The sequence below is a fragment of the Thermaurantimonas aggregans genome (genome assembly GCF_003851885.1).
Lineage (GTDB): Bacteria > Bacteroidota > Bacteroidia > Flavobacteriales > Schleiferiaceae > Thermaurantimonas > Thermaurantimonas aggregans.
This window is the reverse complement of record NZ_BHZE01000003.1, coordinates 160,268-186,570: the sequence shown is the minus strand read 5'-3', so window position 1 is coordinate 186,570 and position 26,303 is coordinate 160,268. Positions and strand designations below refer to the sequence as shown.

Genomic DNA, 26,303 nt, shown 5'->3' with positions numbered 1-26,303 from the left:
ACAACAACGATAAAAGTTCCTGCAAATAACGAAGTTATTTTTTTGTTAAGTTTTATTTAATTCTCAACAAAGTTTTAAACACCTCTCAAAATCAGAAAAGTTCAAACGAATCGCCAATTTTTGGAATTAAAACCTCTGTATTTCTAAAAGTGTCTTTCAACTTTAATCGAAGTGAATCGGCTGAATGGGCCTCGCCGTGAACCAGAAAAATCAGCTTGGGATACGCCCTAAAATGTTCAATCCAACGCAAAATATCACCCCGATCAGCATGCGACGATAACCCGTCGATGTGATCGGTGCGCATGCGAATTTTTAGATAACGGCCAAAGATTTTGAGTTCATCCATACCATTGAGTATTGCGCGTCCGCGCGTACCCTCTGCCTGATAACCGGTGAGCAAGAGAATAGATTTAGGATTTTCTAAGTGTTCAAACAAATAATTCAGAGCTCGGCCTCCGGCGAGCATGCCACCTCCGGCTATCACCACTCTGGGCTGCGAGCTGTGTACGATTTTGTTGCTTTCCTCCAAAGATTCCACAAAATCATAGCTATCGAGGGCTCGATAGAGTTCAAGACCGTCAATTTTCAGAAGCTCAGAAAAACGACCAAAAACATCCGAAACGGCACTTGCCATAGGCGAGTCGAGGTAGAGGGCTATGGGTGGAATTCGGCCGCTGTGTTTCAGTTTACTGATTAGATACATAAGCACTTGTGCGCGCTCTACGGCAAAGCCGGGTATCAACTGCAAGCTCTTGTTTTCCCATGCATACACGATGTGCTTGATCAATCGTTTTTCAATCTCCTCGTATTGGGTTAGATGTAAAGTATGTCCATAGGTCGATTCACACAACAAAACATCTGCCTCACTTACGGGCTCAGGTGGTGGCAGCAGCAGGTCGTTATATTTGCCTAAATCGCCCGTGAACACAATCTTCTTACCCTCTATCTCTAATGTTATGACCGAAGCCCCCAAGATGTGACCAGCCGGAGTAAGTCTAAAGGAAATGGATTTAGTAAGCTCGATCGTTTCATTAAAGGCGATCACACGCACCAATGGAAATACATCTTCTACATCGTCAGTGGTGTACAGCGGCTTCGGATCACTATGGCGCGAATACCCCTCTCTACGTGCACGCTCAGCCTCTTCCATCTGAATTCGGGCACTGTCTTGTAAGATAATTTTCATAATTTCGGCCGTAGCTTCCGTGCAAAAAATGTAGCCTCTAAAACCATTTTTTACTAAAACTGGCAAATAGCCTACATGATCTAAATGTCCATGCGAAATGATAACAGCATCGATGGACGAAGGTGAAACGGGAAAAGGTGCGCGGTTGAGCAATCGAAGCTCTTTAAGACCCTGAAATAGACCACAATCCAAAAGAATTTTTTTATTGCCTACCTCAAGCAAATGCTTTGAACCGGTTACAGTACTCGTACCGCCTAAAAACGAAATCTTCATTGAAATTGTGTAAATTTTGAAAAATTTTGTAACAATTATTTCAATTCTTCAAAGAAAGTAAATTTCTTTGTGCAAAACTCATTATATAATGCATCGCGAAATACACGCCTGGTACAGCCATGCTCTGCATCGAAAAATGGAAATCGCCATATACGGCCATTTTGGATTTGCACTGCTTATGGTGCCCACCGCTGCAGCTGATTATCTGGAGTACGAACGCTTTCTCTTGATCGACGCCATACAACCTTTAATAGATGCAGGAAAGCTGAAAGTCTTCAGCATCAATTCGATAAACAGTGAGAGCTGGCTGAATTCGCGCATGCATCCACGCGATAAATCACTGCGCCATGCCCAATTTAACGACTATGTGTACAACGAGGTTGTTCCTTTTATCAAAAGCCAAACCAGCCCATCGACGCCCATCTACATCGCGGGAGCGTCTTTTGGTGCACTGCATGCGGCCAATTTGTTTTTTAAGAATCCCTGGGCCATTAATGGTTGCATCGCCATGAGTGGAGTGTATGACCTAAGTGTTTACACCCAAGGGTATTGGGACGACAATGTTTACTTCAACTCGCCTATGCACTACCTTCAAAACTTAAACGATCACAACACGTTGGAACAAATCCGACGAAGTGGTCACATTCACATCCTCACTGGCTCAGGTGCTTATGAAGATCCCAACGCATCGCGAGCTCTCTCGAGTCTTCTTTACCATAAAGGCATTCCTCACGATCTGGACGTATGGGGCTGGGACATCGAACACGACTGGCCAACTTGGCGAAAAATGTTGCCATTTGTCTTGTCATCTAAATTTTGAAGCAACTCTAAATTCTAATTAATATGAGAAAGATTCAAGTAATTTTTTACAGTACATTAATTTTCAGTCTATACGCCTTAAAATCTTCAGCTCAGTATGATGCTGGGGGATTCGGAGGCTTTCATATGCAAATAATGAATTTTGGTAGAGCCGGTGCCGGACTGGCTTATGGAGGTATGGGAGGTGCAGCTTTCGGTCTCAATGGATTTATCGGTGGTTTTGGATATGGTGGCACAGCGCAACGAAATAACAACACCGTTGTACTTGGATACGGTGGAATCTTTGGAGGCGCTACTCTTGAATTAAGCCAAAATCAAAAACTTGCACCGGGTGCACGATTGGGTTTTGGAGCTTATGCTAATATCGATGAGATCAATTCTGTACGAAATATAACCAATGGAAACATAATGCGAATTGAACCTAATTTGCTTTACAATCTAGAAGCTTTTCAAAAATTCAATATTCAGCTACAGGCTGGGTATTCTTTTAATCTTATTGGCAATCTTAAGAATTACAACTCAGCCTTTTTATCGATTGGATTTGTTTTAGGTTCATTCTGAAAAAGAAGCGCTAAATCTCCATACCGAAGTTGCATCTTATTATCTTTTCGATGCACATGCGACTAACTTTGCCCCATGAAAGACATGATCTTAATTTTAGATTTCGGATCTCAATACACACAATTAATAGCCCGAAAAATTCGTGAGTTAAATGTTTACTGCGAAATTTATCCCTTCTACCACATTCCCAAACACATTGCTCATATCAGAGGATTAATCCTTTCGGGTAGTCCATTTTCTGTAAACGACCACAATGCTCCAAAACCTGACTTATCTGCATTTCTAGGTAAAATACCTGTGCTGGGCATTTGTTACGGTGCACAGTTGCTCACACATATGCACGGCGGCAAGGTGGGGGCCAGCGGCCTACGCGAATACGGTCGAGCAAAACTTCACGTGCTTCAACCAAACAATCCGCTGCTGAACAAAATTCCCGAAAAATCACAAGTGTGGATGAGTCATGGCGACACCATCGATGAGCTGCCCGAAGGATTTGAGTGCATCGCCTCCACTGAAGACATCCGAAATGCCGCTTTTGAAATTCCGGTTTTGAAAGCCTGGGGCATTCAGTTTCATCCAGAAGTATATCACAGCGAATACGGCAAAGAACTCCTGAAAAACTTTGTAGTAAACATTTGTGGATGCGACCAAAGCTGGACTCCTGAATCTTTTATACAATCTAGCATCGAAAGTCTCCGTCGAAAAATCGGTGTCGAAAAGGTCGTTTTAGGCCTCTCCGGTGGTGTTGATAGCACCGTTACTGCAGTATTGCTTTCTGAAGCCATAGGCGATCAGCTACACTGCATCTTTGTAAACAACGGTTTGCTGCGAAAAAACGAATTTCAAAACGTCCTTCACCAATACCGCGATATGGGTCTAAACGTAAAGGGTGTGGATGCCTCTGAGCGCTTCCTCGAAGCCCTGCGCGGTGTGACCGACCCTGAACAAAAGCGCAAAATCATCGGCCGACTGTTTATCGAAGTTTTTGACGAAGAAGCGCATAAAATCGAAGATGTCAGCTTCTTGGCACAAGGCACCATTTATCCAGATGTAATCGAGAGTGCCTCTGTGGCTGGTCCATCTTCCACCATTAAGTCGCACCACAATGTTGGTGGCTTGCCTGATGTAATGAAGCTTAAAGTGGTAGAGCCGCTCCGAATGCTCTTTAAAGACGAAGTGCGTAGAGTTGGTGCAGCCCTTGGCATACCTGATGAACTTTTAGGACGCCATCCTTTTCCCGGTCCAGGATTGGCCATTCGCATCTTGGGAGAAGTGACTCCTGAAAAAGTGGCCCTGGTACAAGAAGCGGACTACATTTTTATAAATGGCCTCAAAGAAGAACGACTTTACGACCACGTATGGCAGGCAGGAGCCATTTTGCTCGACAGCCGATCGGTCGGCGTTATGGGCGACGAACGCACTTATGAATACGTAGTAGCCTTACGCGCTGTACATTCTACCGACGGCATGACTGCCGATTGGGTGCATTTGCCGTACGAATTTTTGGCAAGGATTTCTAATCAAATCATCAACCGCGTTCCTGGAGTTAATCGCGTGGTGTACGACATCAGCTCTAAACCACCCGCAACCATCGAATGGGAATAATTGCTTGTACAACAATGGATTGGAAAAAGATAAATAAGAAACTTAAAACTTTCACTTTCTTACTTACGCTGCTTTCTTTACAAGTTTTCGCTCAAGAGTCATTCAAATTTCACCGCGTACAGCCGGGTGAAACGGTATTTTCCATTTCGCGCCAATACAATATTTCAGTTGAAGATTTTTACAAATTCAATCCCGAAACTCGCCAAGGCATCAAGGCCGGCGATGTAGTGATGATACCTGCTGCGGCCTCACCAAAAGATGAGGCCATTGACACCAACCGCTTTCATGTAATCATTGTACAAGAAGGACAAACACTGTACAGCATCAGCCGTCAGTTCAACGTTCCTATTGATTTAATCGAAGCCAACAATACTGAAATTAAAGATAAGGTCATCCGCCCGGGTATGAGGCTGCTTATACCCAAGAATCCCAAGCTCGCACCCGTTCAATTGCCCGAATGGGTCGCTGAAGAATCAGCACCACCCGGCTTTCACCGCGTAAAGCCGGGTGAATCGCTCTATTCCATTGCGCGTATCTATCAACTAAGCGTAGCTGATTTATTGAATTTCAACCAAATAAGCGACAGCATCATCAAACCAGGACAATTGCTGCGCGTACTTCCCCCAGCGAAAAATGGCAAGTCTTCTATTACAGCCTCTCAAGCACAAAATGGTTCGACGTCTGCCGACTCTGTCCGCTTTACCATGCATCGCGTCGAAGAGGGAGAAACACTTTCTGCCCTTGCGCGCAAATACGGAATTAAAGTTGACGACATCGAGCGATACAATCCCGAACTTAAACAAATGCCGCTCAAAGTAGGCATGCTCCTGCTCATCCCAATAAAAATACCCGGTAATGGAGGTCCGGCCCTTGTAGAAATTAAAGATTCCGTCATACCCGAGGTAGCCGACGCGAGCTCAGTAGAGTACGTCAATTACTTTGGCTTGCTAGGAAAGCGACGTTTGCGCATCTCGCTGATATTGCCGGTAAATATCGATTCAGACGTACGCGACCTGCGTCCCTCCGACATTATAGCTATGGATTATTACCTCGGCGTTCGTACAGCACTCGAAAACCTCACGGCACAAGGATATCAATTTACCCTTACCGTAATAGAATTACCTGAAAGCGCTGCAGATTGTAGTGGTCTTACCAGCAGTGTGCGTGGAAGCGATATCGTGATTGGCCCCTTTGTGCCACAACAAGCGAAATCATTTCTTGAAAATTTCCCCGATGCCGGCAAGATACCTGTTATCCTTCCCTTTGGCACCCTTAACAGCTCAGCCGAAGGCTCTGTTTGGATGCAGGAAAACGAAGAACTCGAGATGCGCGCCCTTGCTATAGCCATACAGTCTTATTACAGCAACCAACCAGTATACTTCATTTATTCCGAAAAAGAGCCCAAAGCCAACCAGCTCAATGATCAACTTCGAAAATACCTGACAAACAAAACTGTACGTGAAGTACGCCTTAGCTCTGGTCTACAAGGTCTCAATGTGGTAACCGATGCAGCTGAAGCTAAAGTGGTGGTATTCTTTGCTGAAGACAACTACCTCTCCTCTCAATTCATCGACCGCATGCGTCGCAACAAGACGAATACTTTAGTCATAAGCCGCAAGGTACTCGACAACCCTTTGCTCGAACCGCGTTACTTAAATCAAGTAAATTTTCTCATTGCTGCGCCACGCTACGTGCACTATACACATCCACTAGTGCAATCTGCTGCTGAAACCATTGCTCTACAGCACAAACTGGAGGCTAGCGACATTACGCTTTATGCTTATCAAAGTACCTATGATTTGCTGAAATCGCTCACCGATTCGCATTATAAAGCCGAATTTATTCAAATTAAGTCAACTCGACGAAAAGGCGTTTTTCAAAACGACGCAGTTCAAATACTCACCGCACGCAATTACAAGATGGTACCCCTCAACAGTTCAAATACACAAAATCAGTAAAACGGCATGATTAGGCATCTGAAAATCCAAAATCTGGCCCTCATCGACCGATTGTCCATTGATTTTCAGAGCGGATTAACCATCCTTACCGGCGAAACTGGTGCCGGTAAATCTGTTATTCTCTCAGCCTTTTCCCTGCTATCAGGCAGCAGAGCTTCGGCAGATATAGCCGGTAATCCCGATCAGAAGTGCATCGTTGAGGCCGTCTTCGACATTCAGCCCTATGGACTGGAATCTTTTTTTGCCGAAAACGATCTCGACTACGACCATCACCTCATCATCCGTCGCGAATTGCTGCCTGGTGGCAAGTCGCGCGCCTTTGTGCAAGACTCCCCTGTCAATCTTCAAACTTTAAAAGAACTCGCTGGCTTCCTCATCGACATTCACTCGCAGCACGACACCCTCTTACTCACGCAGCAGTCGTATCTGCTACGGTTGCTCGACCGATTTGCCGACAATGATGCTCACATTAACAGCTATCATTCAGCCTACCAGCGCTACAAAAAACTTTTGGCTGACAAAGAAGAACTCTTGCGCACCGAAGGCACCGACCGCGACATTGACTATAAAAAATTTCTTCTCCAGGAGTTGGAATCGGCTAAAATCAAACCCGACGAACTTCGGAAACTCGAACAGGAAATCCAATTAGCCGAAAACGCTGAAGACACCCTCAACCGACTTCAGCTGATAAGCTCCCTGATTTACGAAGACGAAGTCGGAATACTCTCCCAGTTTCGAAGAGTAGAGGCTGATCTGCGCCATTTGGCACGCCTGAGCCCTACTTACGAAAACCTCTATCAGCGTTGGGAAGCCCTAGTCCCAGAGATCAAAGACATAGCCACAACCCTTGACGACCAGGCTGCTACAGCCGACCTCGATCCCGCCCACCTCGAGCAATTGCGCCAGCGCTTCGACCTGCTTATGCACCTGTGTAACAAGCACCGTACCCACGACAGCGACCAACTGCTCGACCTTCAAAAACAGTTCGAAGCAGAAATTCACGCCTTCGAAAGTCATCAGTCGTACCGGCAAGAGCTCGACGCACTAATCGCTCAAGCAGAAGAGCAGCTTCACCAGGCAGCCCAGGCACTTACGCAATCGCGAGAAGCTGTAATACCTGCCCTCGAACGCGAAATCAGCGAGTTGCTCAAGCAACTCAACTTCGCCAGCGCTCAGTTTGCAATTCAGCTTTCTGCAGCCCCCTACTCCACTGCAGGTACTGATGCGGTCGATATGCTCTTCAGCCCCAATCCCGGCATGCCAATGGCCCCAGTACGACAAATCGCCTCCGGCGGTGAGCTCTCTCGACTGATGTTGGCCATTAAGTCTGTACTCGCCCGCAAGAAGTCGTTGCCCACCATACTGTTCGACGAGATCGACACGGGAGTATCTGGCGCATCTGCCGAAAAGATTGCCCATCTGCTACGCGCTCTCGGCAGCGATATTCAAGTGATTGCCATCACCCACCTGCCTCAAATAGCCGCTGCTGCGCACCATCATTACCTCGTTTACAAAGGCGATGTAAACGGCCGCTTCCAAACCAACCTAAAAAAGCTCAGCGACGAAGAACACCTGCAAGAAGTCGCTCGACTGCTCAGTGGCAGCACTATTACAGACTCTGCATTGCTTAATGCCAAATCGATCATTCAATCCTACCGATGATCTTATGAATTAATTTTTTTTTATTTTTTATTTGGGCGTGTCCCTCGCAGGTTGCCCTGTAGGGCATCTGCTCGGGTCGGTCCCTTCCGGGCTCGCTGTTCGCTCGGTGCTGCGCTTCGCTTCGCACTGCCGGCTTCGCCGGCACCCTCCAGGCACCTCACGCATGCACTATTTCCACAGAGAAGGCCTTGTACCTCTATACAAGAGCAACATAAAAACCATTTAAAAAACAAAGACGCTCCACCAAGAATCCTTCTTCCCTTTAGATTGCCTCTTTCGACTTTACACGGTACACTACCCAACCCACAAGCAGTGCACTCACGATAGCTAGAGCTGCCGGGATTGCAGGATTACGAACTGCTCCCTGCATATAAGGCGTCAGGCGAAGATAGTACACGCTAAAGTGCACAACGATGGCTGTTACGGCTGAGGCAAGGGCGGCTGAAGGTACTTTTTGCTTGCCAAAAATGCCCATCAGCACAGGAAAGAAGGCAGAGGCAAAAAAGGCATATACACCGTTTTGCGCCAGCATGGCTACCGAAAGATTGGGTTGCTCGATCTGTTGTTTTGAGATGAAAAACGTCACTACTGCCAGTAAGAAAATTACCACTCGATTTATCCGCACCACCTGATGTTGGTCCGCCTCGCGTAAGAGAAGGGGTTGCAACAAATCGACCGTGATGGTGGTTGAAAGCGATTGTATGAGCGACTCGATCGTAGAAACACCCGCTGCCAGCAGACCAAACACCACCAGTACTGCCACAGCCGGCTGGAAGTGATGCGTCACAAAGGTGCTCATAAGCGCATCCGGTTTTATGGGTTGTCCATTTAGGGAGAGGTCTGGAAATTCAATTCGGGCGTACAGCCCTGCAATTACCACGAGGAAAAAAAGCGTTTGCACTACTACTCCGCTTACTAAGTAGGGCTTTACCTGTCTTTCACTTTTTAGCAACAAAGACTTTGTGATGATGTGAGGCTGGCAGATAATTGCTACGCCAACAATCATTTGCGCTACCACGATCTCAAAATAATCGCGAAACAACGGACTTTCAGGATTGGTGGGCTGCACCAGCCGAGGGTCTATGCTTTTCAGTTTTGCAAAAAAGCCCGAGAACCCTTCTGAAAAATAGCTCCAGCCACTGCCCAGTAGCGTGATGGCCACTACCAGCATCAGTACAGCCTGTATGGCATTGGAATACACCATCGTATTAGCTCCGCCAAAGGCCATATAGCCAAACACAAATACGGTGATGCCTAATAAAACATATCGGTAATCTACCTTCAAAGCCGATGTGAGCACCTTAGTAAGGCCAACTGTGATAAGCACTAGAAAAGTGATAAGTAAAAGCGACAGCACGGCAAACAATGTAGAAACTGCCCTGCATTGATACATGTGCCCCATCCATTGCGCCAGCGATAGCGCCTTGGTAGAACTGCCCGCCTTTCTGAACCTCCTGGTTAGAATGACAAGCGAAATCAGCGCAGCCAGCGGCAGAGAAATGGCATAGCTGATTACCCCGCTAATGCCGTAATAACCAATTAACCCAGGATTGATGATAAACGTAGCAGCACTCGTCATGCCAGCAGCTAAACTCAGCCCAACAAAAACCGGCGAAAACATCATTGAGCCCAAGGCGTAGTCGCGAATGCTGCCAGTGCTCTTACGGGATATTACAGTGAAGTACAACACAATACCAGCCCAAAGGGCCAAGAAGATAGAAGTGGCGATTACCATTTACTAAAAATTTGCAAATCCTTTAGGTAAAACACCAGCTAATGTAGAATCTTTAATAACTTTTTAAAATCTTTATAAAAATTATTAGGCTGAAATAATCAAAAAAACAGAGGTCTAGGATTTTTTTAAAACACAGAAAATCAAAATGTTATAGTCGAATGCTCACACATTGACTTGAACCATACTGGTCAATATTTTAAAATTTCAGCGTTTTCGACGTAATAGCGCCCCTCTTCCGTCAGTTTAGCTCGGTCAATCATAGCGCGTGCGATTTGCTCTGCCCGCACAGCTCTGTATGTATTTGGGATTAAGCCACCCAGCCAACGATCTATTTTGATGGCCCACTCTTCAGCAGGTCGGCGCTCAGGTCGCTGACCGATAATGGTTGAAGGCCTAAAGAAATCAACTCTCGGTAGTGCAGTAGATGCTACATCGCGCTCCATCTCGCCTTTAAGCTTAGAATAGAAAATCCAGCTTTTGGGATTAGAACCGATAGCCGATACCACCAGCATATGGTACACATCGGTATTAGCAGCCAGCTGGGCTGTGCGCACCGGAATACCATAATCAATGGTGCGATAAGTCTCTCGATCTGGTGTCTTCTTTCGCGTAGTGCCAATGCACATAAAGATGTGGGTAATGTCTTCTAAATGAGTAGAAATAAACTCGTCAGAAAACAAATCGCCCACATGCCATTGAAGTTTGGGATGCGCAATAGAAGCTTTTTGTCGCGCTAAAACGCGCACGAATTTCCAGCCTTCAATATTCAACAATCCTTTTATGACCTCAGAGCCTACAGCTCCGGTAGCGCCTATTACCAGTGCACGCATATGTGTCTATGGAAGTTTTTGCAAAAATTCAACAACTTTTTCTGCCACACGTTCGCCATCCATAGCCGCTGAAACGATGCCACCAGCATAGCCACCGCCCTCACCAGCCGGAAACAGTCCTCCTACCTCCGGATGCATAAGTGTTTCCGGATTTCTGGGAATTTTTACCGGCGATGAAGTGCGGCTCTCTGTTGCCACGATTTGAGCTTCTTCGTTCAAGTAGCCTTTCATCTTACGTCCAAAGGCTTTAAAACCCTCCTTGAGCCGAAAGCTTACAAACTCGGGCAACACCTCGTGCATATTTACCGGCGTGAGGCCGGGTATATACGAACACTCCGGTAGCGAGGTACTCACCTTACCATTGATAAAATCGATAAGCCTTTGAGCAGGTGCTGATTGCGTTTTACCGCCGGCCTCCCATACTCGGCGTTCCACCATCTGCTGAAAGCGCAAAGCTGCTAGCGGACCATCTTTTTTAAATTCAGCCACGTCGTCCGGAAGTATTTCGACCACAATCCCCGAATTGGCAAACCTACTGTCGCGTTTGCTGGGCGACATACCGTTTACCACAATTTCTTCCTGAGCTGTAGCAGCCGGTACGATAAAGCCACCTGGACACATGCAGAAGCTGTAAACACCTCTACCTGCTACCTGATGCACCAGTTTGTACCTGGCAGCCGGCAGATGTTCGCCTCGCTCCATACCGTGATATTGAATATGGTCAATCAGAGCCTGCGGATGCTCTACGCGCACGCCTAGGGCAAAGGGTTTCAGCTCAAGTGAAATTTGCTTTCGTTGCAGCAATTCAAAAATGTCGCGAGCTGAATGACCTGTAGCTAAGATCAAAGCGTCACCTTCGATCACTGCTCCATCGCGAGTCACCACGCCGGTCACTCGGCCTCCCTGGAGAACAAAATCAACTACCCGAGTGCCAAAGTAAATCTCTCCGCCATGTTCTAAGATGCGTTCTCTAATGGCCTGTACTACTCCAGGCAATTTATTGGTACCGATGTGTGGATGAGCATCAACCCGGATAAAGGGATTAGCGCCGTGATGGACCAGCAAATCATAGATGCGACGCACATCTCCGCGCTTAGTGGAGCGCGTGTAGAGCTTTCCATCGGAGTAGGTACCGGCTCCTCCTTCGCCAAAGCAGTAGTTGCTGTCGGGATTTACAATGTGGTCGCGGTTTACGGCTTTTAGATCACGACGACGCGTGCGCACATCGTATCCACGCTCCAGCACTACGGGTTTTACGCCCAACTCAATGAGTCGGAGGGCAGCAAACATGCCTGCCGGGCCTAAGCCCACGATTAACACGCGCTTTTGCGCATCTCCCACATTTTTATACATCAAAGGGGTGAGCTCATCAGCTGGCAAGGGCTCGTCGAGTGCTACCTGCACTCGCTGTACGATCTGAACCGGTGACCTACGTGCATCGATCGAATAGCGCAAAGTGCGATAGCCGGTCAGTTCACCGGGTTCTGCCTTTAGTTGCTTTAATATTTCTGATTTTACAAACTCATCGTTGTACGCCAGAGCCGGCAACGATTTGATTTCAACTTCCTTGATCACCCTTTGGGCAGCTTATTCAAATGTGATACAAAACAACACCGACCGCGTGTAAATTTTATCAATATTGTTTACATACACCGAGCCGTCGTTTACCAGCAAGTTGGCAAAGCCAAAACCCGCCTTTAGCTGTGGCGACATTTTAAAGTATTCGAAGAAGATATCAATTCCAAAGCCCACTTCATAAGCAAAATCGTTGCGCCGAATTTTAAACAGCTCGTCGTCGAGCACCTTTTCTTGAGAGGCAAGGTCAATGTTATAGCGCAGACCACCAGTGATATACACCAAGTAGTTATGAATTCTTTTACTCGAAAATTTCAGCTCGAGCGGAAGCTCGACAAACGACGATTCCACATCCTTGACATACACCTGCCTTCGTAAAAAATTCGGATTATAGGTATCGATCTCAAGCCGGCGTACAGTAGCGGCAAAAGCTGGATTAAAGCGCAGATTTAAGTGATTGGCCAAGCGAAGATCAGAAATAATACCTACGTGATAGCCTGGATCTACTCGCGTAATCGTAGAATAATACCCAGGGTAGTCGTCGAGATTGGGTTTGTGGCGAATGTGAAAGTTATACCAATTGATTCCGAGGTAAAATCCGAAGTGGTACGGTTTACTCGTGTAGGTGGGCATGTTCAGAATGCGTTGCCCGTACACTGAGCTGCCTATCAGAAGGCTTACAGCCAATATGCTCTGTCTAAAAATCTTCATTACCTCTGAAAAACGCAAAATACACTGCATTATTTTTCAGCTTCGTAGATGGTAGCTACACCAAACGTCAAGCGATGCAGTCGAATGTTTTTGTAACCTAATTTTTTTAAAATGTTGGCAAAAGCCTCTCCAAAGGGAAATGCCTCAACCGAATCAGGCAGGTAGCTGTAAGCTCGGCTGTCTTTGCTCACCCAGCGACCTACCAAAGGGAGGATATTTTTAAAGTAAAACTTGTAGAGCTGAGCAAATGGAAACCCTTCAGGCTGCGAAAACTCTAAGATGTAGATTTTCCCGCCTGGCTTTGTGACACGAAGCATCTCAGCTAGGCCTGCCTCCAGATGTTCAAAATTCCTAACCCCAAAAGCCACCGTTACAGCATCGAAAGTATTGTCAGCAAACTCAAGTGCCTCACTATCGCCTTTTTGTAGAGTGATAAGTCCTTTTAGGCCTTTTTTCTCGATTTTCTTGTGCCCGTATGAGAGCATGCCTTCTGAAATATCTACCCCAATGATGTGCTCAGGATTAAGTTCTGCCAATGCAATGGCTAAGTCACCTGTTCCGGTAGCTACATCGAGTATGATTTTAGGTTTAGCCTTCGATGCTAAGCGCAACAGCTTCTTTCGCCAGCCTCGATCAATGCCAAGTGAGAGCGTATGATTTAGAAAATCATATTTAGGCGAAATGTTGTCAAACATTTCAGCCACTTGCTCCTTCTTGCTGCCTGCTTTATCGCTGTAGGGTTTTACTTCCATTCTGTTCAATTACCATAAAAAAACAAAACCTTAACACTGCAATACAGTGAAAAGGTTTTATGTATAAATCGAAAAAAGTTTGTTTTATTCAGCGTCAAAATTTTCGTAGCGCTCCATTTCTCTATCGTAAAAGCTGTCAGCCTCTTCAAGCAACTGCATGATTTCAGCCGGAATATCGTCTTCTTCACCGAGATCCACATCGTCGAGCCATTCCAGCTCATCGGTTGACATGTTTAAGATGAAGCGAGGATATTCCGTATGAATTACGAAGATATCTTCAGGAAAATCGGTGTTGTCAGCGATTAAAAATTTTGGCATGCTCATGAGTAAAAATTTAAATAGTTGAATTCTTTTTAATGCTACAAAAGTAACCTCCACTTTCCACCCTCTCCTCTCTCACCTCCAATTTTGTGCATTCCTTAACGGTATAGGCTAGAGATTCTGGCACTTCATATAGCGTCTTTACCCGCTTTACGTGAACGGACTACTACAACATCTTCCAAAAGTAAATAGTCCATCTACCAATCCTAGATGAACCGATGTAACAGCCTCTTTTTTTAAGGAGAAGTTATAAGACTTGTTAAAAAGAGCGCAAGACAGGAAAAGATTAACCGGGAAACAGTGCCACAAGTAATCCTTTACCCTCAAAGAGAAGGAAAATAAATTGATTTTCGAAGCGCACTTGTTCAATGGAGTCTTTGTAAGGAAGCTCAATGCGTCGCAAAAAATTCACATTCAGCCCGCTAATGAGTATTTTTTTACCTTCTAATCCGTAGAGTTTTTTATCTTTTATCTGTACAGAAGTCAAATTTTTGATAGGTAAAACTTTTACGAAATTACCAAATACGTCAAAAATCATTAGTCCGGCTTCTTTCAGATACAGATACACACCCGAGGCATCGCTTTGCAGGTATTCCGGAGAGTTCTCGATGCCAATGAGTTGGGTGATGTTTTGAGTAGAAAACTCGATGCCTTCTAAGCGTGGGTTGTAGAGCACAATTTGATCGAGTACCTGATCATAAAGCCAAATGCGGTTTTGGGTGGTCATGCTGGCCAATTGCACATCCATAAGGCCAAGATCCTCGAGCTGGAGTGACTGCTGAATTTTGTTGAGTTTATTGTCCAAAAAAATAATGTTGTTAAACGGTTGATAGCGCACCAAAATCTGCATAGGATTAAAGGCATCGATAGCGGCCACCTTGCCGAGCTGAGGCTCTGAGAAACTAATTTTCACAGAATTAGCAGCCGGATATGGCACTATTTTTTTGATTTCTTCTTCGTAAATCAGGTAAATATTTCCGAGATTGTCAGTTGTAAACGACTTAATGGCCGGGTCGGGTACCCACAGCACGGTATCGAGTGTGGATAGGTCGCCAAATTGGGCTTTAGCTGAAAGAATAAATCCAGTGTATAGCAGTAATGCCGTGAATTTCTTCATTTGATAAGCGGTAGTAATTCGTCTAAAATCGAGCGGTCGTTTTTAAGCTTTGGCACTTTGTTTTGACCTCCTAATTTGTTCTTAGACTTCAGCCAATTGTAAAACAAATGTTGTGGTGCGCGATGAATGATCGGAAATTTTAACGTCATATCTTTAAAACGCTTGGCATCGTAATCGGAGTTTACCTCGCGCAGCGTAGTGTCAAGTATTGTACAAAACTTTTCAAAATTATCGGGCTCTTTTGAAAATTCGATGATCCACTCATGGGCACCGCTGGAGTTTTCACCGAAATAATAAGGTCCGGCAGTAAAATCGCGAACTTCTGCATTTGTGGCTACACAAGCAGCCTCAATAGCGCGTTCGGCATTTTCGATCATTAGCTCTTCGCCAAAGGCATTGATGAAGTGCTTTGTGCGGCCGGAGATGTAAAAACGCAAGGGTTTAGTATTTGTGAAGATCACCGTATCGCCTGGCATGTAGCGCCACAGGCCTGCGTTAGTCGATATCACCAATGCATAATTAACTCCCGGCTCAGCTTCCCACACAGGTATGATATGCTTCTCCCTTTCATCGTTTAATCGATCGACAGGAATGAGCTCGTAAAAAATGCCGTAATCGAGCATCAAGAGCATGCTGCCGGGTTCTTTTAGGTCTTGAATGCCAAAAAAACCTTCTGAAGCGTTGTACGTTTCGAGATAATGGACGCGATCACCGGGAAATAGTCTCTTAAAAGCGTGTCGATAGGGTGTAAAGCTCACTCCACCGTGAATGTAGAGCTCCATATTTGGCCAGATTTCGTGTAGGTGTTTTGCACCCGTTTTAGCCATTATACGCTGTGCCATCACATACAGCCACGAGGGTACACCTGCCATGCTGGTTACATCTTCGTGAATGGTGATGTCGATGATTTTTTCAATCTTCTCTTCCCAATTGCTGATCAAAGCTATGTCTTGACTCGGTGTAGACCGCCACTGCACCCATGCAGGAAAATTTTTTATGAGAATGGCACTTAAATCGCCAGAGTAACTGCCATTAGCTTCGTTTATAAACTGTGTACTACCGCCGATGCGCAAGCTCAAACCGTGAAAAAGCTTACTTTCAGGAAATAAACTGAAGTAAATGCCCAGCATATCGCGCCCTGCTTTAAAATGACACTCTTCCAAGGCATGCGGGCTCACGGGTATATACTTGCTTCGGTCGTTGGTAGTGCCCGACGACTTGGCAAAGTAGGAAATCTCGCCGGGCCACATCACATTGTGCTCTCCCTTTTTGATGCGAGCTATATACGGTTCAATGGTTTCGTATTGAACAACAGGTACATATCGCCGAAAGTCTTCGTACGATTCAATTTTCGGGAAGTTGTATTTTACTCCATATTCGGTGTAGCGAGCCTGATCGATGAGCTCATGCAATATTTTGCGCTGTGTCTTTTCAGGAAATTCTCTAAAAAAATCCAACTCTTCCATTCGGGCTTGCAGGTTCCATTTCAGCACATTATTGATGATGGATTTAAGCATGAACTCAATATTTTTACCGTGTAAAAATACTGTATACAACCTTTATGCACTATACCGGATATTTAAACAAAATGGCTGTATATCAGCACAATCCAGTAAGATATTACTTAAACACTGAAAACGATTTATTTTTCCTTAACGATCTTTTGGGCAAAAAAATCAAAATATCGTATTTGCATAAAATCAAGTGTTTTTGCGGCAAAATCGTCGATTCAGTATATCGAATGAATTTTTGTCAATCGTGTTTTTTTACACTCCCGCAAGCTTCAGATGCTATTCTAAAGCCTGAACTCAGCAAGGCGCACTTGGGTATCGAAGAGCGCGATTTAGAGTTTGAGAAGGCCTATCAGCTTCAGCCTCACACTGTTTACCTGGCGATTTCCGGCGGACTAAAAGTTGGCGTAACGCGCACAAGCCAACAAATCACCCGTTGGATCGACCAAGGTGCTGTTGCAGCCCTGCCTTTGCTGCTGGTGGAAAATCGCTACCAGGCAGGAATGTGGGAAGTAGAACTCAAAAAAAAGTTTTCAGATAAAACTGCCTGGCGCGAAATGCTTACTTGGAAAGACCCTGATATCGATTTACTGTCAATAAAAGAAGAAGTCAAACAAATGTATCCCGATAGAATTCAAGAATTTTCATCAGACGACACTATATACAGATTTGAATATCCAAAAATTGCCGTTCCAGAAAAAATAACTTCAGTAAACATTGAAAAAAATACTAGTTTAGAAGGTGAACTCACAGCCCTAAGAGGACAATACATTGTCTTAAATAATTCAACCGCACTCAACATTCGAACGTATGAAGGACGAATGGTAGATATCGTAATATAAAATATCTTTGATTGTTAATTAAAAAAAATGTTGAGCATACGTAGATATATTTTAATCGTTTTAGCAACGTATGCTCTTGTGTCCATCCCTGAATTGTATGGACAAATTGTACAATACAACTTTTTAAACTTTAATTCAAACAACGGACTTTCCCAAAATTCTGTTTACAGTATCGATCAAGACAGCATTGGAAGACTTTGGATAGGAACAGCTAATGATATCAACATTTGGGATGGTCATGAATTTAAAATGTACTCTGATATTTTTAAGGGAACTAAATATCTGAAGTCAAAAAACATCAAAAAATTAACTCTTTATAATAATCTTTGTATCGTTTCTAACGATTTTGGTATTGAAATTATTGACATTGTAAAAGACTCCATACTCACAAGAGATGAATTTAAAGCATATCAAACTTTTGATGTAAATAAAAATTTATTGTACATACTAAGCGATACCATAATCGAAACGATTAGTTTAGACAATTTAAAAAAAATTAATAAGGTACAATTAAAAAATTCTTTTTACACCATATTCGCATTCGATGATTTTCTGTACTTATACAACTATGATAAACCAACAATAATTGATTTAAATGAAAAATATAAGGTGTATTCACTGAAAAATTGTAGATTAAAAAAAGTAAAATATAGAAAAACATTCATACCAATTATAATACATACAAAAGACTTTAATAATACGTTACCAGCTGAAATTTCATCTAAAATCCACTACCTCGAGACTCAATCGATTGAAGATATTCGTTCATTTTACTTATACAACGATAAAATCTGGATTGCACAGGAAAATGAATTATACATATATCAAACAAATCCCGGAAGGTATTTAAAAATAGATAAAAGTGAAATTTTACCGACTTTCAGCAGATTATTTGTTTACGACTTTTTTACAGATTATAAAGACAATCTTTATATCTATACTAACATTAATGGATTTTATATTTTTTCACGAGATAACAACAAATTTATCCATATAAAAAATCCCAATTCATCGCTTAATATGGTGAAGTGTATTCACCTTTTAAGCGATTCGACCATCGTAACAGGACTATATGGAGGTGGGCTAATTTATTACTACACAAATGGAAATTATAAAAATATAATTTTACCAGGTATGGATGCGATTTGGGACATTGAGGCATCTTTCGAATCTCCTGACAATTTTTATGCAATTAGCACTTCAAGTTTATATTATTTTGAAAATAAGAAATTTAAAAAAATATTAAGAAATAATCCAAACATCAATTTTTTAAACATTACAAAAGGTATAAATAACTATTTTCTCACCTATTCTGTTACCAATAAAAGTGGAAAAAAAATTATAATTGAACGAATAGATTATAATTTTCGAACTCTAGATAAGTACGAAACAGACTTATATATTCTCAATGTATTTCAGAAAGACTTCCATACACTTCTTTGTAGTTCATTCGACGGCGTTTATACTATTGATATAAATACGGGAACTAAAAGAAAATTTTTATCGAACAGAGCTCAAGCTATTATGAGGGAGAACGAGCTCATTTACATTTCGACCAACGAAGGCCTGTTCATTTTAGATGATCAGTTAACAATTAAAGAAGTAATTACAAAAAAAACACACAATATCTCAGATAATTTTATTTATGCTACTTTAATTGATTTGGATGGAAACATATGGATATCAACTAACAGGGGCATTAATGTTGTTAATTTAAAAAGTAAAAAGACAATTAATTACAACCTGAATGACGGTTTACAAGCAAACGAATTTAACACAAATGCCTATTATAAAAATGGAAATCTTCTCTACTTCGGTGGTGTAAATGGAATAAACATTATCAATACAGAAAACATTTACAATAACCAATTAAAGCCCAATATTTACTATACAAACGTTTTGGTGGACGACGAAATTGAATTAAAAAATTCAATAGATAGTATTACATTAAATTATTCAAATAACACAATTTCATTATCCGTAAGACACATAAACTTTACAAGTAAGGAAAAATCAGAGTATTTTCACAAATTATCGCCCATTGAAAGCAATTTTATTAACACGGGAAACAACAATTTTATTCGTTATACCAATCTTCCTCAGGGATCATATACCCTTGAATTTTATGTGGTAAATCAATATGGAGAAAAAAGTGATATAAAAAAGCTCTTCATTAAAGTATTACCCCCATTTTGGAAGACGTGGTGGTTTTATACACTTGCAATACTATCTATTTTGATAATGATTTCAGGCTTCATCATTTATCTGTATGAACGGAATCGACAAAAGATACTATTGAGATACGAAGTACAGAAAAATTTAGAAAATGAAAGAATGCGCATATCAAGAGAGCTTCACGATAACCTCGGAGCCCAACTTTCGTATATGATTTCTCAGATCGATTTATTTACTGAAAAATACTTTAAGATACTAAATGACGATGATCGTTTAAAATTGAAAAAATTAGAAAAAGTATCAAAAGAAGCGATTCAAACAATCCGAGAAACCATTTGGCTTTTAAATTCAAAAAAGCTTTCTATAGAACAATTTATCGACAAAACAAAGCAATATGTTATATCGATACGTGAGCTTAATGAATCGATTGAAATCGAGTATTATGAAAATGTAGATTATTCCATTATTATACCGCCTACTTTGGCCATCAATCTCTTCAGAATCGTACAAGAATCAATTACCAATTCGCTTAAACACAGTCGAGGAAATCGAATAAAAATCTACTTTGAAACACTAAATAACAAACTTAAAATTCAAATAATCGATGACGGTGTAGGATTTAATCTGAATACAGAATTTCTTGACCACTATGGCTTAAAAAATATGAAAGCTCGAGCGGATGAAATAAATGCTTCCATCGTGATTCGCTCTGAAAAGCTCAATGGCACCCTTGTTGAAATTGAAATTGATTTACATCAAATGCAGTATGCGACTTGACGGGCTTTTATCCGTACTTTGTTTAAAAAGAAAATACTTCATTCAAAATGATCAAGTTAGCCTTAGTAGATGATAAACGCATCAATATACAGAGTTTAATCGACCGCATTCGCCATAGTCCTGATTTTCAAATCGTTTTCACGGCTAGTGACGGGGAAGACTTCTTAGAGAAGTGCAAACTAGCGAAAGATCTGCCAGATGTAGTGTTTATGGACATCGATATGCCTGTGATGAACGGTATAGAAGCAGTTTCTATTGCTTCTGAACTCTATCCGTCCATCAAATTCATCATGCTCACAGTATTTGACGACGACGACAAGATTTTTGAAGCCATCAAGTCAGGGGCTGTGGGATATCTTTTAAAAGAAGAAAGTGCAGATAAGCTTATACAACACGTACGCGACGTGGTAGAATTTGGTGTAGTGCCCATGAGTCCGAGAATCGCTCGTAAAACCCTACAGCTGCTTTCTCGTGCACATGTGGAGGTTGTAAAAAACAAAGAAGATGTACTCAGCGAAAGGGAAGTGGACATTTTGAGGCATCTGATCAATGGGCTTGATTATCGACAGATTTCCGAAAGACTTTTTATAAGCCCCAACACCGTGCGCACGCATATTTCCAACATTTATAAAAAGCTGCACGTAAACAACAAGGCACAAGCCATTAAGATTGCCTATAAGAAGGGTATCGTGTAAAAAAAATTCCCGACCTGAAGCAAGCCGGGAATTTTAAAATCGCCAAATTCTATGTTGTTATTTACTTTACTTGATCGATTACAGCTTTGAAAGCATCGGGATGATTCATCGATAAGTCAGCAAGCACTTTTCTATTGAGCTGTATGTTGGCTTGCTTGAGCTTATTGATCAGCTGCGAATAAGAAATACCGTGCATGCGAGCACCGGCATTGATACGCATAATCCACAGCGAGCGGAAATTTCTTTTGCGTGCTTTGCGGTCGCGGTATTGATAGGTGAGTGCTTTCTCGACGGCATTTTTGGCTACAGTCCACACATTTTTTCTGCGACCATAGTAGCCCTTAGCCATCTTCATAATTTTCTTCCTTCTTTCTCTGGAAGCTACGTGATTGACGGATCTTGGCATATTACTTAGATTTTTTTGTGATAGGCGACTTGATTTTCAAGTACTTTAAGAGCCGGACACAGGGTTTTTAAACCATGAATCGATTAGATGCAGAGCATCAGTTTTACGTTGGGCTTATCAGCTTTGTGCACAAGAGCGTACTTAGTAAGAGCTCTTTTGCGGTCTGTAGCCTTTTTGGTCAGGATGTGACGCTTACCTGACTGTTTTCTCTTGATCTTGCCTGTGGCTGTGATCGCAAAGCGCTTCTTAGCGCTTGATTTGGTCTTCATCTTTGGCATATCCAACAGACTTTATTTATAGAATTCGGCGATTTATTTTTTCTTCTTAGGTGCTATTATCATTATCATTCGCTTACCTTCGAGCTTAGGCATTGATTCAACTTTTCCTACATCCTCAAGCTCTTGTGCGAGGCGGAGCAAAAGTATCTCACCTTGTTCTTTGTATACAATAGACCTTCCCTTAAAGAAAACATAAGCTTTCACTTTAGCACCCTCTTCGAGAAAGGCTTTCGCATGTTTTTTCTTAAACTCAAAGTCGTGATCATCAGTTTGCGGGCCGAATCGGATTTCTTTTACGATAATTTTGGCCGCATTGGCCTGTATTTCTTTTTGTTTTTTCTTTTGCTCGTAGAGAAACTTCTTGTAATCAATGATTTTGCATACAGGTGGATTGGCCTTTTCAGTAATCAATACGAGGTCCATACCTTGTTCTTCGGCCATTCTAAGTGCCTCAGTAGTGCTGTAGATACCTTGCTCTACATTATCACCTACGAGCCTGACCTGAGGCTCAGTGATTTCTTCATTGATTCTAAAGGATATAGTGTCTTTCGACATTCGATTTCTATAGGGTTTTAAGGGTTAGTAAATTGTGGAATTAAATTATTGATTTCATTGGTTAAACGTTCTACAAAGGTAGGAATATTCATTTCTCCAAGGGTTTCACCTCCGTGTTTCCGAACGTTAAGAATGTTGTGCTCCTGTTCGCGTTCACCTACAATGATCATGTAGGGAATCTTTGATACCTCGGCATCGCGTATTTTACGGCCTACTTTTTCATTGCGTTCGTCGATGATGGCGCGGATATCATGGTGATTGAGCTGTTCGGCTACTTTCAGAGCATATTCGTGGTACTTTTCGCTCACAGGCAGTATGATGACTTGGTCAGGAGCCAACCAGATTGGGAAGTTACCGCCACAATGCTCTAAGAGTACTGCCACGAAGCGCTCCATGGAGCCAAAGGGTGCCCGATGAATCATCACTGGGCGATGCATCTGATTGTCGGCACCCTTGTACTCAAGCTCAAAGCGCTCAGGAAGGTTATAATCGACCTGAATGGTGCCCAACTGCCACATGCGTCCGAGTGCATCTTTTACCATAAAGTCGAGCTTCGGACCGTAAAAGGCAGCTTCGCCATATTCAACTACCGTAGGCAAGCCTTTTTCAGCAGCGGCTTCGATGATGGCTTGTTCGGCCTTTTGCCAGTTTTCTTCCGAGCCGATGTATTTATCGGGATTGTTCGGATCGCGAAGCGATACTTGAGCTTTGTATTCGTTGAAATCGAGGGCTTTGAAGATATATAAAACGAGGTCTATAACTTTTTTAAATTCGTCTTTTAGCTGATCAGGCGTACAGAAGATGTGTGCATCGTCTTGTGTAAAACCTCTTACGCGTGTGAGGCCGTGAAGCTCACCGCTCTGTTCATAGCGGTACACGGTACCAAATTCGGCTAATCGCAAGGGCAATTCTTTGTACGACCTGGGCTTCACGCGATAGATTTCGCAGTGATGCGGACAGTTCATCGGCTTGAGTAAGAACTCTTCACCTTCTTCAGGAGTAGTGATGGGTTGAAAACTGTCTTTACCGTATTTTGCATAGTGGCCAGAACAAACATAGAGGTCTTTATGACCAATGTGAGGAGTGATCACTTGTTGATAACCAGCCTTTTTCTGAGCCTCTTGCAAAAATTTAACAAGGCGCTCACGGAGGGCAGTTCCTTTAGGCAACCAAAGCGGTAAACCCTTCCCTACCCGTTGACTGAAGGCAAATAACTCTAATTCAGCGCCGAGGCGACGATGATCGCGTTTCTTTGCCTCCTCAAGTCGCTGCAGGTATTCGTCGAGCATTGACTGCTTTGGGAAGGAAATGCCATAAACGCGCGTGAGTTGTTTGTTTTTCTCATCGCCACGCCAATAAGCGCCGGCTGCATTTAAGATTTTTACAGCTTTAATAAAGCCGGTATTGGGAATATGGCCTCCACGGCAAAGGTCGGTAAAGGTGCTGTGGTCGCAGAAGGTGATAGTGCCATCTTCCAGGTTTTGGATGAGTTCTGTTTTGTAGGGGTTATCTTTATAAAATTCCAAAGCCTCCTGTTTCGATACGTTGCGCATTTTAAACTCAGCTTTCTCCTGCGCGCGCTTGAGCATTTGCTTTTCGATTTTCTCAAAATCAGCTTCCCCGAAAACATCGTCGCCGAAGTCGATGTCGTAATAAAAGCCATTTTCGATCGGAGGGCCTATTGTGAGTTTCGCATTCGGATAATAATCGAGTATGGCTTGCGCCATCAGGTGGGCTGATGAGTGCCAAAAGGCTCTTTTGCCTTCGTCAGAATCCCAAGTGAAAAGTCGAAGCGAACCGCTCTCATACAGTGGCTGATTGGCTTCAATGATCTTGCCGTTTAACTCAGCTGATAGCACGTTTTTAGCCAGTTGATTGCTAATGCTTTCAGCGATTTGTAAGGCCGTGGTGCCGTCTTCGTATGTTCTTTTCTTACCGTCGGGAAATGTTATTTCAATCATTTAACCTAAAAAACGGCTGCAAAAGTATTTTAAAATCGATTGTACAGAGATATCTAAAAAAGTATTTCCTTAAAATTTCTATTGAAACAAATACTGCCAACCTACTCTTACCTGTGACTTCCAGCTCAATTCTTCGAGGGGATCTTCCTTGTCAACAAGCCAGTATTGTACTTTTAGCATTGATTTCCAACCATTTAACTGAAAAGCATAGGCACCGCCAAACCGAACGAGTTTACCAGGTATCAAATCGTTGAGCATTAGCTCTTCATAGCGAAGTGAGAAAATAGATTTTAGAGGTTTGGCAAAGTAATTAATTTGTCCGTACATACCACCGCCTTGATAAAAACCACCTGTTTGCCACTTGGGCAGACCAAGGAGCATGAAGTTGTTTGAATCGCGCGGTGTGGCTCGGTAAAAGTGAAATTCGTATTGTGCGGAAAAACCCATCCATTGAAAAGCTACATCAAAGCCATAGACATATTTAATGCCGTCGATCACTTTTACACCGTACTCTCCGCCGGCTCCAGCTGGTAGTGTTCTGTTGGATAAAGGTTGTCGCTTGTCGGTGTATCGACCGTTGATACCGAAAGCAAGCATGGGAACAGGAGTGATGCGATCGTCTATATCCCTGTATCTGAAGCGCGAAGGATAGGCCACTTCTGCTCTACCTACATACTCTAAAGTTCCTGAAGGATCGTTATCACCTCTAAGACTTAATTCACCAAGCCCGTTATAGACACCTACCACTATGTGAGCGCGCTGCCTCCAAATTGTTTTTCCAAGAGAGATTCCAACATCGCGACGCGCAAAGACATCGCCACGAACGATTTCTGCCCTTTGCCAGTAAGGTGTAAATATAAATGGTACGAGTGATGAACGGGAATAGGGTAATTTCGTGTATCCGAAAGTTACATCCACTACCTGCAATCCTTTGTAACGCACGTAAGCATCCATTATTCCGGGATTTTCTGGGTCAATTACTCCGGTACCTGCCTGCCCAAGGTCTGAAAAGTCCACCTGAAGCTCGTATTCTACTGTGCGTTTGTATCGACCTTCTATTTGAATTTGTGCATCGCGCAGATTAAATCGGTCTTTGCGCTTATTGAGTTCACCTTCTTTTAAAAAGCGCTTGTTGTAATATGTAGAAACAGCACCAGTAATCTCAATAGTATGATCGCCATTTGTCAAAGTTACCTGACTAAAAATTAGACCATTACATAGAAATATACATACAAGGATGAGTATAATTTTTTTCATTGAATTGGATTTTTGAAATAGTACAATTTTTCACGATCATCACTTACAATGCGGAGGCTCCTGTCAGGTAAAAACATGATACCCTCTGGATTAATGATGGGCACCTTCCAAGCTTGTACGATCGAATAATCCTTGGGCGAAAGTTGAAAAATAGTTCTGTCTTCGTCGCTTAGCAGATAGAGAAAACCCTCGAAATACGTAGCCGATGAAATATCGCGAGCGGCTTCAAAGCGATAAACGTTCAATGGACGAAAGGCGGTGTCAAATTCCATCACGTATACCGGATCTTTTTCAGTAATGAGAATGAATTTTCTGCTATCGGGTATGTATGCAATAGATTCGAATCCTTTATTTCTACCTCCGGAATAGGGAATGTGAAAGGTGTGCAGCAGTTTTAACTCTTTAGGATCGAAAACCAAGACGTTTCTATGACGCTCTTCGACTACATAAAGTAGCCCGTTGACAAATGTTACTGCTTCAAAATCAACCCCTTCGTAATGAGCTTGTCGAAGAATTTTTCCGTCGAGTGTAGTTTCAAACAAATCGCCATTGTCGCTTACGATAAAGAGCGAATTGTTGTTTGGGTAATACACCAATCCGCTTGGCTCTGATACTTCGATGTAATGCGACATGTAAGGTGCTATCTTCGTCTTTTTTATCTTTTGGGGATAAGCACTTGCGATAGAAAGAACAAACAATGCAACCGCAATGCGAAATTTAAAATACATCATAATTGAAATT

At 42.8% G+C, this 26,303-nt stretch carries 23 protein-coding genes; 8 read left to right on the top strand and 15 right to left on the bottom strand.

The window, feature by feature from the left end:
- Positions 1 to 91: 91 nt before the first annotated feature.
- A complete protein-coding gene (locus EIP89_RS02770) occupies positions 92 to 1,459 on the bottom strand; it encodes an MBL fold metallo-hydrolase (protein ID WP_124397128.1) in 1,368 nt (455 codons plus the stop codon).
- An 88-nt stretch (positions 1,460 to 1,547) separates the two neighbouring features.
- Between EIP89_RS02770 and EIP89_RS02765 the strand changes: the two genes are divergently transcribed.
- The 5 genes from EIP89_RS02765 (at position 1,548) to recN (ending at position 8,064) form a co-directional block, all read left to right on the top strand.
- Positions 1,548 to 2,279 (top strand): esterase family protein, encoded by a 732-nt coding sequence (locus EIP89_RS02765; protein ID WP_124397127.1) that lies wholly within the window; start codon positions 1,548 to 1,550, stop codon positions 2,277 to 2,279.
- A 23-nt stretch (positions 2,280 to 2,302) separates the two neighbouring features.
- Positions 2,303 to 2,839: a hypothetical protein gene (locus EIP89_RS02760; protein ID WP_124397126.1), complete on the top strand. Its 537-nt coding sequence runs from the start codon at positions 2,303 to 2,305 to the stop codon at positions 2,837 to 2,839.
- 75 nt (positions 2,840 to 2,914) lie between these two features.
- Positions 2,915 to 4,444: a glutamine-hydrolyzing GMP synthase gene (gene guaA / locus EIP89_RS02755; protein WP_124397125.1), complete on the top strand. Its 1,530-nt coding sequence runs from the start codon at positions 2,915 to 2,917 to the stop codon at positions 4,442 to 4,444.
- Positions 4,445 to 4,458: 14 nt separating this feature from the next.
- Entirely contained in the window at positions 4,459 to 6,402 is a 1,944-nt protein-coding gene (locus EIP89_RS02750) for a LysM peptidoglycan-binding domain-containing protein (protein WP_160160500.1), read from the top strand.
- 6 nt (positions 6,403 to 6,408) lie between these two features.
- Positions 6,409 to 8,064 carry a DNA repair protein RecN gene (gene recN / locus EIP89_RS02745; protein ID WP_124397123.1) on the top strand — a complete coding sequence of 552 codons (1,656 nt, stop codon included), beginning with the start codon at positions 6,409 to 6,411 and terminating at the stop codon, positions 8,062 to 8,064.
- Positions 8,065 to 8,326: 262 nt separating this feature from the next.
- Here recN and EIP89_RS02740 read toward each other — a convergent pair whose 3' ends face one another.
- The 8 genes from EIP89_RS02740 to EIP89_RS02705 all read right to left on the bottom strand — a co-directional run bounded on the left by EIP89_RS02740 (position 8,327) and on the right by EIP89_RS02705 (position 16,622).
- On the bottom strand, positions 8,327 to 9,799 hold the full coding sequence (locus tag EIP89_RS02740; RefSeq protein WP_124397122.1) for a sodium:solute symporter family protein: 1,473 nt from the start codon (positions 9,797 to 9,799) through the stop codon (positions 8,327 to 8,329).
- 188 nt (positions 9,800 to 9,987) lie between these two features.
- On the bottom strand, positions 9,988 to 10,629 hold the full coding sequence (locus tag EIP89_RS02735) for an NAD(P)H-binding protein (protein WP_124397121.1): 642 nt from the start codon (positions 10,627 to 10,629) through the stop codon (positions 9,988 to 9,990).
- A 6-nt stretch (positions 10,630 to 10,635) separates the two neighbouring features.
- Positions 10,636 to 12,204 (bottom strand): NAD(P)/FAD-dependent oxidoreductase, encoded by a 1,569-nt coding sequence (locus tag EIP89_RS02730; protein ID WP_124397120.1) that lies wholly within the window; start codon positions 12,202 to 12,204, stop codon positions 10,636 to 10,638.
- A 12-nt stretch (positions 12,205 to 12,216) separates the two neighbouring features.
- The gene (gene porT, locus EIP89_RS02725) at positions 12,217 to 12,945 is read right to left on the bottom strand and encodes a type IX secretion/gliding motility protein PorT/SprT (RefSeq protein ID WP_124397119.1); all 729 of its coding nucleotides are present in this window, start codon (positions 12,943 to 12,945) and stop codon (positions 12,217 to 12,219) included.
- A complete protein-coding gene (gene ubiE, locus EIP89_RS02720; RefSeq protein WP_124397118.1) occupies positions 12,945 to 13,667 on the bottom strand; it encodes a bifunctional demethylmenaquinone methyltransferase/2-methoxy-6-polyprenyl-1,4-benzoquinol methylase UbiE in 723 nt (240 codons plus the stop codon). Before ubiE ends, porT begins: the two co-directional genes overlap by 1 nt.
- 84 nt (positions 13,668 to 13,751) lie before the next feature.
- Positions 13,752 to 13,991, bottom strand: a complete 240-nt coding sequence (locus EIP89_RS02715) for a DUF8828 family protein (protein ID WP_124397117.1) — start codon at positions 13,989 to 13,991, stop codon at positions 13,752 to 13,754.
- A gap of 283 nt (positions 13,992 to 14,274) precedes the next feature.
- Complete coding sequence (locus tag EIP89_RS02710; RefSeq protein WP_124397116.1) at positions 14,275 to 15,105, bottom strand: hypothetical protein; 831 nt, start codon at positions 15,103 to 15,105, stop codon at positions 14,275 to 14,277.
- On the bottom strand, positions 15,102 to 16,622 hold the full coding sequence (locus tag EIP89_RS02705; RefSeq protein WP_124397115.1) for a GH3 auxin-responsive promoter family protein: 1,521 nt from the start codon (positions 16,620 to 16,622) through the stop codon (positions 15,102 to 15,104). The genes EIP89_RS02710 and EIP89_RS02705 overlap by 4 nt, the downstream gene beginning before the upstream one ends.
- Before the next feature lie 71 nt (positions 16,623 to 16,693).
- Between EIP89_RS02705 and EIP89_RS02700 the strand changes: the two genes are divergently transcribed.
- From EIP89_RS02700 to EIP89_RS02690, 3 genes are read left to right on the top strand one after another with little or no spacing between them, the layout of a single operon-like run.
- On the top strand, positions 16,694 to 17,458 hold the full coding sequence (locus tag EIP89_RS02700) for a DUF2797 domain-containing protein (RefSeq protein WP_160160499.1): 765 nt from the start codon (positions 16,694 to 16,696) through the stop codon (positions 17,456 to 17,458).
- Positions 17,459 to 17,485: 27 nt separating this feature from the next.
- On the top strand, positions 17,486 to 20,410 hold the full coding sequence (locus EIP89_RS02695; RefSeq protein WP_124397113.1) for a sensor histidine kinase: 2,925 nt from the start codon (positions 17,486 to 17,488) through the stop codon (positions 20,408 to 20,410).
- Between the two features lie 47 nt (positions 20,411 to 20,457).
- Complete coding sequence (locus EIP89_RS02690) at positions 20,458 to 21,105, top strand: response regulator transcription factor (protein ID WP_124397112.1); 648 nt, start codon at positions 20,458 to 20,460, stop codon at positions 21,103 to 21,105.
- Positions 21,106 to 21,166: 61 nt separating this feature from the next.
- On the opposite strand, the gene rplT is transcribed toward EIP89_RS02690, so the two are convergent.
- The 6 genes from rplT to EIP89_RS02660 all read right to left on the bottom strand — a co-directional run bounded on the left by rplT (position 21,167) and on the right by EIP89_RS02660 (position 26,293).
- Entirely contained in the window at positions 21,167 to 21,511 is a 345-nt protein-coding gene (gene rplT / locus EIP89_RS02685) for a 50S ribosomal protein L20 (protein WP_124397111.1), read from the bottom strand.
- Positions 21,512 to 21,594: 83 nt separating this feature from the next.
- The gene (gene rpmI / locus EIP89_RS02680) at positions 21,595 to 21,789 is read right to left on the bottom strand and encodes a 50S ribosomal protein L35 (protein ID WP_124397110.1); all 195 of its coding nucleotides are present in this window, start codon (positions 21,787 to 21,789) and stop codon (positions 21,595 to 21,597) included.
- 33 nt (positions 21,790 to 21,822) lie between these two features.
- Positions 21,823 to 22,344, bottom strand: coding sequence for a translation initiation factor IF-3 (gene infC / locus EIP89_RS02675; RefSeq protein ID WP_124397109.1), 522 nt, complete (start codon positions 22,342 to 22,344; stop codon positions 21,823 to 21,825).
- A 17-nt stretch (positions 22,345 to 22,361) separates the two neighbouring features.
- Positions 22,362 to 24,305, bottom strand: a complete 1,944-nt coding sequence (thrS, locus tag EIP89_RS02670; RefSeq protein ID WP_124397108.1) for a threonine--tRNA ligase — start codon at positions 24,303 to 24,305, stop codon at positions 22,362 to 22,364.
- A gap of 78 nt (positions 24,306 to 24,383) precedes the next feature.
- Complete coding sequence (locus EIP89_RS02665) at positions 24,384 to 25,562, bottom strand: porin (RefSeq protein WP_124397107.1); 1,179 nt, start codon at positions 25,560 to 25,562, stop codon at positions 24,384 to 24,386.
- Positions 25,559 to 26,293 carry an SdiA-regulated domain-containing protein gene (locus EIP89_RS02660; RefSeq protein WP_124397106.1) on the bottom strand — a complete coding sequence of 245 codons (735 nt, stop codon included), beginning with the start codon at positions 26,291 to 26,293 and terminating at the stop codon, positions 25,559 to 25,561. The genes EIP89_RS02665 and EIP89_RS02660 overlap by 4 nt, the downstream gene beginning before the upstream one ends.
- Between the last annotated feature and the right edge of the window lie 10 nt (positions 26,294 to 26,303).

Excerpts from the sequence above, each read along its gene's own strand:
- EIP89_RS02715 (WP_124397117.1), bottom strand. The coding sequence starts at position 13,991 with ATGAGCATGCCAAAATTTTTAATCGCTGACAACACCGATTTTCCTGAA.
- ubiE (WP_124397118.1), bottom strand. The coding sequence starts at position 13,667 with ATGGAAGTAAAACCCTACAGCGATAAAGCAGGCAGCAAGAAGGAGCAA.
- EIP89_RS02770 (WP_124397128.1), bottom strand. The coding sequence starts at position 1,459 with ATGAAGATTTCGTTTTTAGGCGGTACGAGTACTGTAACCGGTTCAAAG.
- EIP89_RS02700 (WP_160160499.1), top strand. The coding sequence starts at position 16,694 with ATGGCTGTATATCAGCACAATCCAGTAAGATATTACTTAAACACTGAA.
- rplT (WP_124397111.1), bottom strand. The coding sequence starts at position 21,511 with ATGCCAAGATCCGTCAATCACGTAGCTTCCAGAGAAAGAAGGAAGAAA.
- EIP89_RS02695 (WP_124397113.1), top strand. The coding sequence starts at position 17,486 with ATGTTGAGCATACGTAGATATATTTTAATCGTTTTAGCAACGTATGCT.
- recN (WP_124397123.1), top strand. The coding sequence starts at position 6,409 with ATGATTAGGCATCTGAAAATCCAAAATCTGGCCCTCATCGACCGATTG.
- EIP89_RS02740 (WP_124397122.1), bottom strand. The coding sequence starts at position 9,799 with ATGGTAATCGCCACTTCTATCTTCTTGGCCCTTTGGGCTGGTATTGTG.
- EIP89_RS02760 (WP_124397126.1), top strand. The coding sequence starts at position 2,303 with ATGAGAAAGATTCAAGTAATTTTTTACAGTACATTAATTTTCAGTCTA.
- rpmI (WP_124397110.1), bottom strand. The coding sequence starts at position 21,789 with ATGCCAAAGATGAAGACCAAATCAAGCGCTAAGAAGCGCTTTGCGATC.
- EIP89_RS02710 (WP_124397116.1), bottom strand. The coding sequence starts at position 15,105 with ATGAAGAAATTCACGGCATTACTGCTATACACTGGATTTATTCTTTCA.
- EIP89_RS02765 (WP_124397127.1), top strand. The coding sequence starts at position 1,548 with ATGCATCGCGAAATACACGCCTGGTACAGCCATGCTCTGCATCGAAAA.
- EIP89_RS02660 (WP_124397106.1), bottom strand. The coding sequence starts at position 26,293 with ATGATGTATTTTAAATTTCGCATTGCGGTTGCATTGTTTGTTCTTTCT.
- infC (WP_124397109.1), bottom strand. The coding sequence starts at position 22,344 with ATGTCGAAAGACACTATATCCTTTAGAATCAATGAAGAAATCACTGAG.
- EIP89_RS02735 (WP_124397121.1), bottom strand. The coding sequence starts at position 10,629 with ATGCGTGCACTGGTAATAGGCGCTACCGGAGCTGTAGGCTCTGAGGTC.
- EIP89_RS02665 (WP_124397107.1), bottom strand. The coding sequence starts at position 25,562 with ATGAAAAAAATTATACTCATCCTTGTATGTATATTTCTATGTAATGGT.
- thrS (WP_124397108.1), bottom strand. The coding sequence starts at position 24,305 with ATGATTGAAATAACATTTCCCGACGGTAAGAAAAGAACATACGAAGAC.
- EIP89_RS02750 (WP_160160500.1), top strand. The coding sequence starts at position 4,459 with ATGGATTGGAAAAAGATAAATAAGAAACTTAAAACTTTCACTTTCTTA.
- EIP89_RS02690 (WP_124397112.1), top strand. The coding sequence starts at position 20,458 with ATGATCAAGTTAGCCTTAGTAGATGATAAACGCATCAATATACAGAGT.
- guaA (WP_124397125.1), top strand. The coding sequence starts at position 2,915 with ATGAAAGACATGATCTTAATTTTAGATTTCGGATCTCAATACACACAA.
- porT (WP_124397119.1), bottom strand. The coding sequence starts at position 12,945 with ATGCAGTGTATTTTGCGTTTTTCAGAGGTAATGAAGATTTTTAGACAG.
- EIP89_RS02705 (WP_124397115.1), bottom strand. The coding sequence starts at position 16,622 with ATGCTTAAATCCATCATCAATAATGTGCTGAAATGGAACCTGCAAGCC.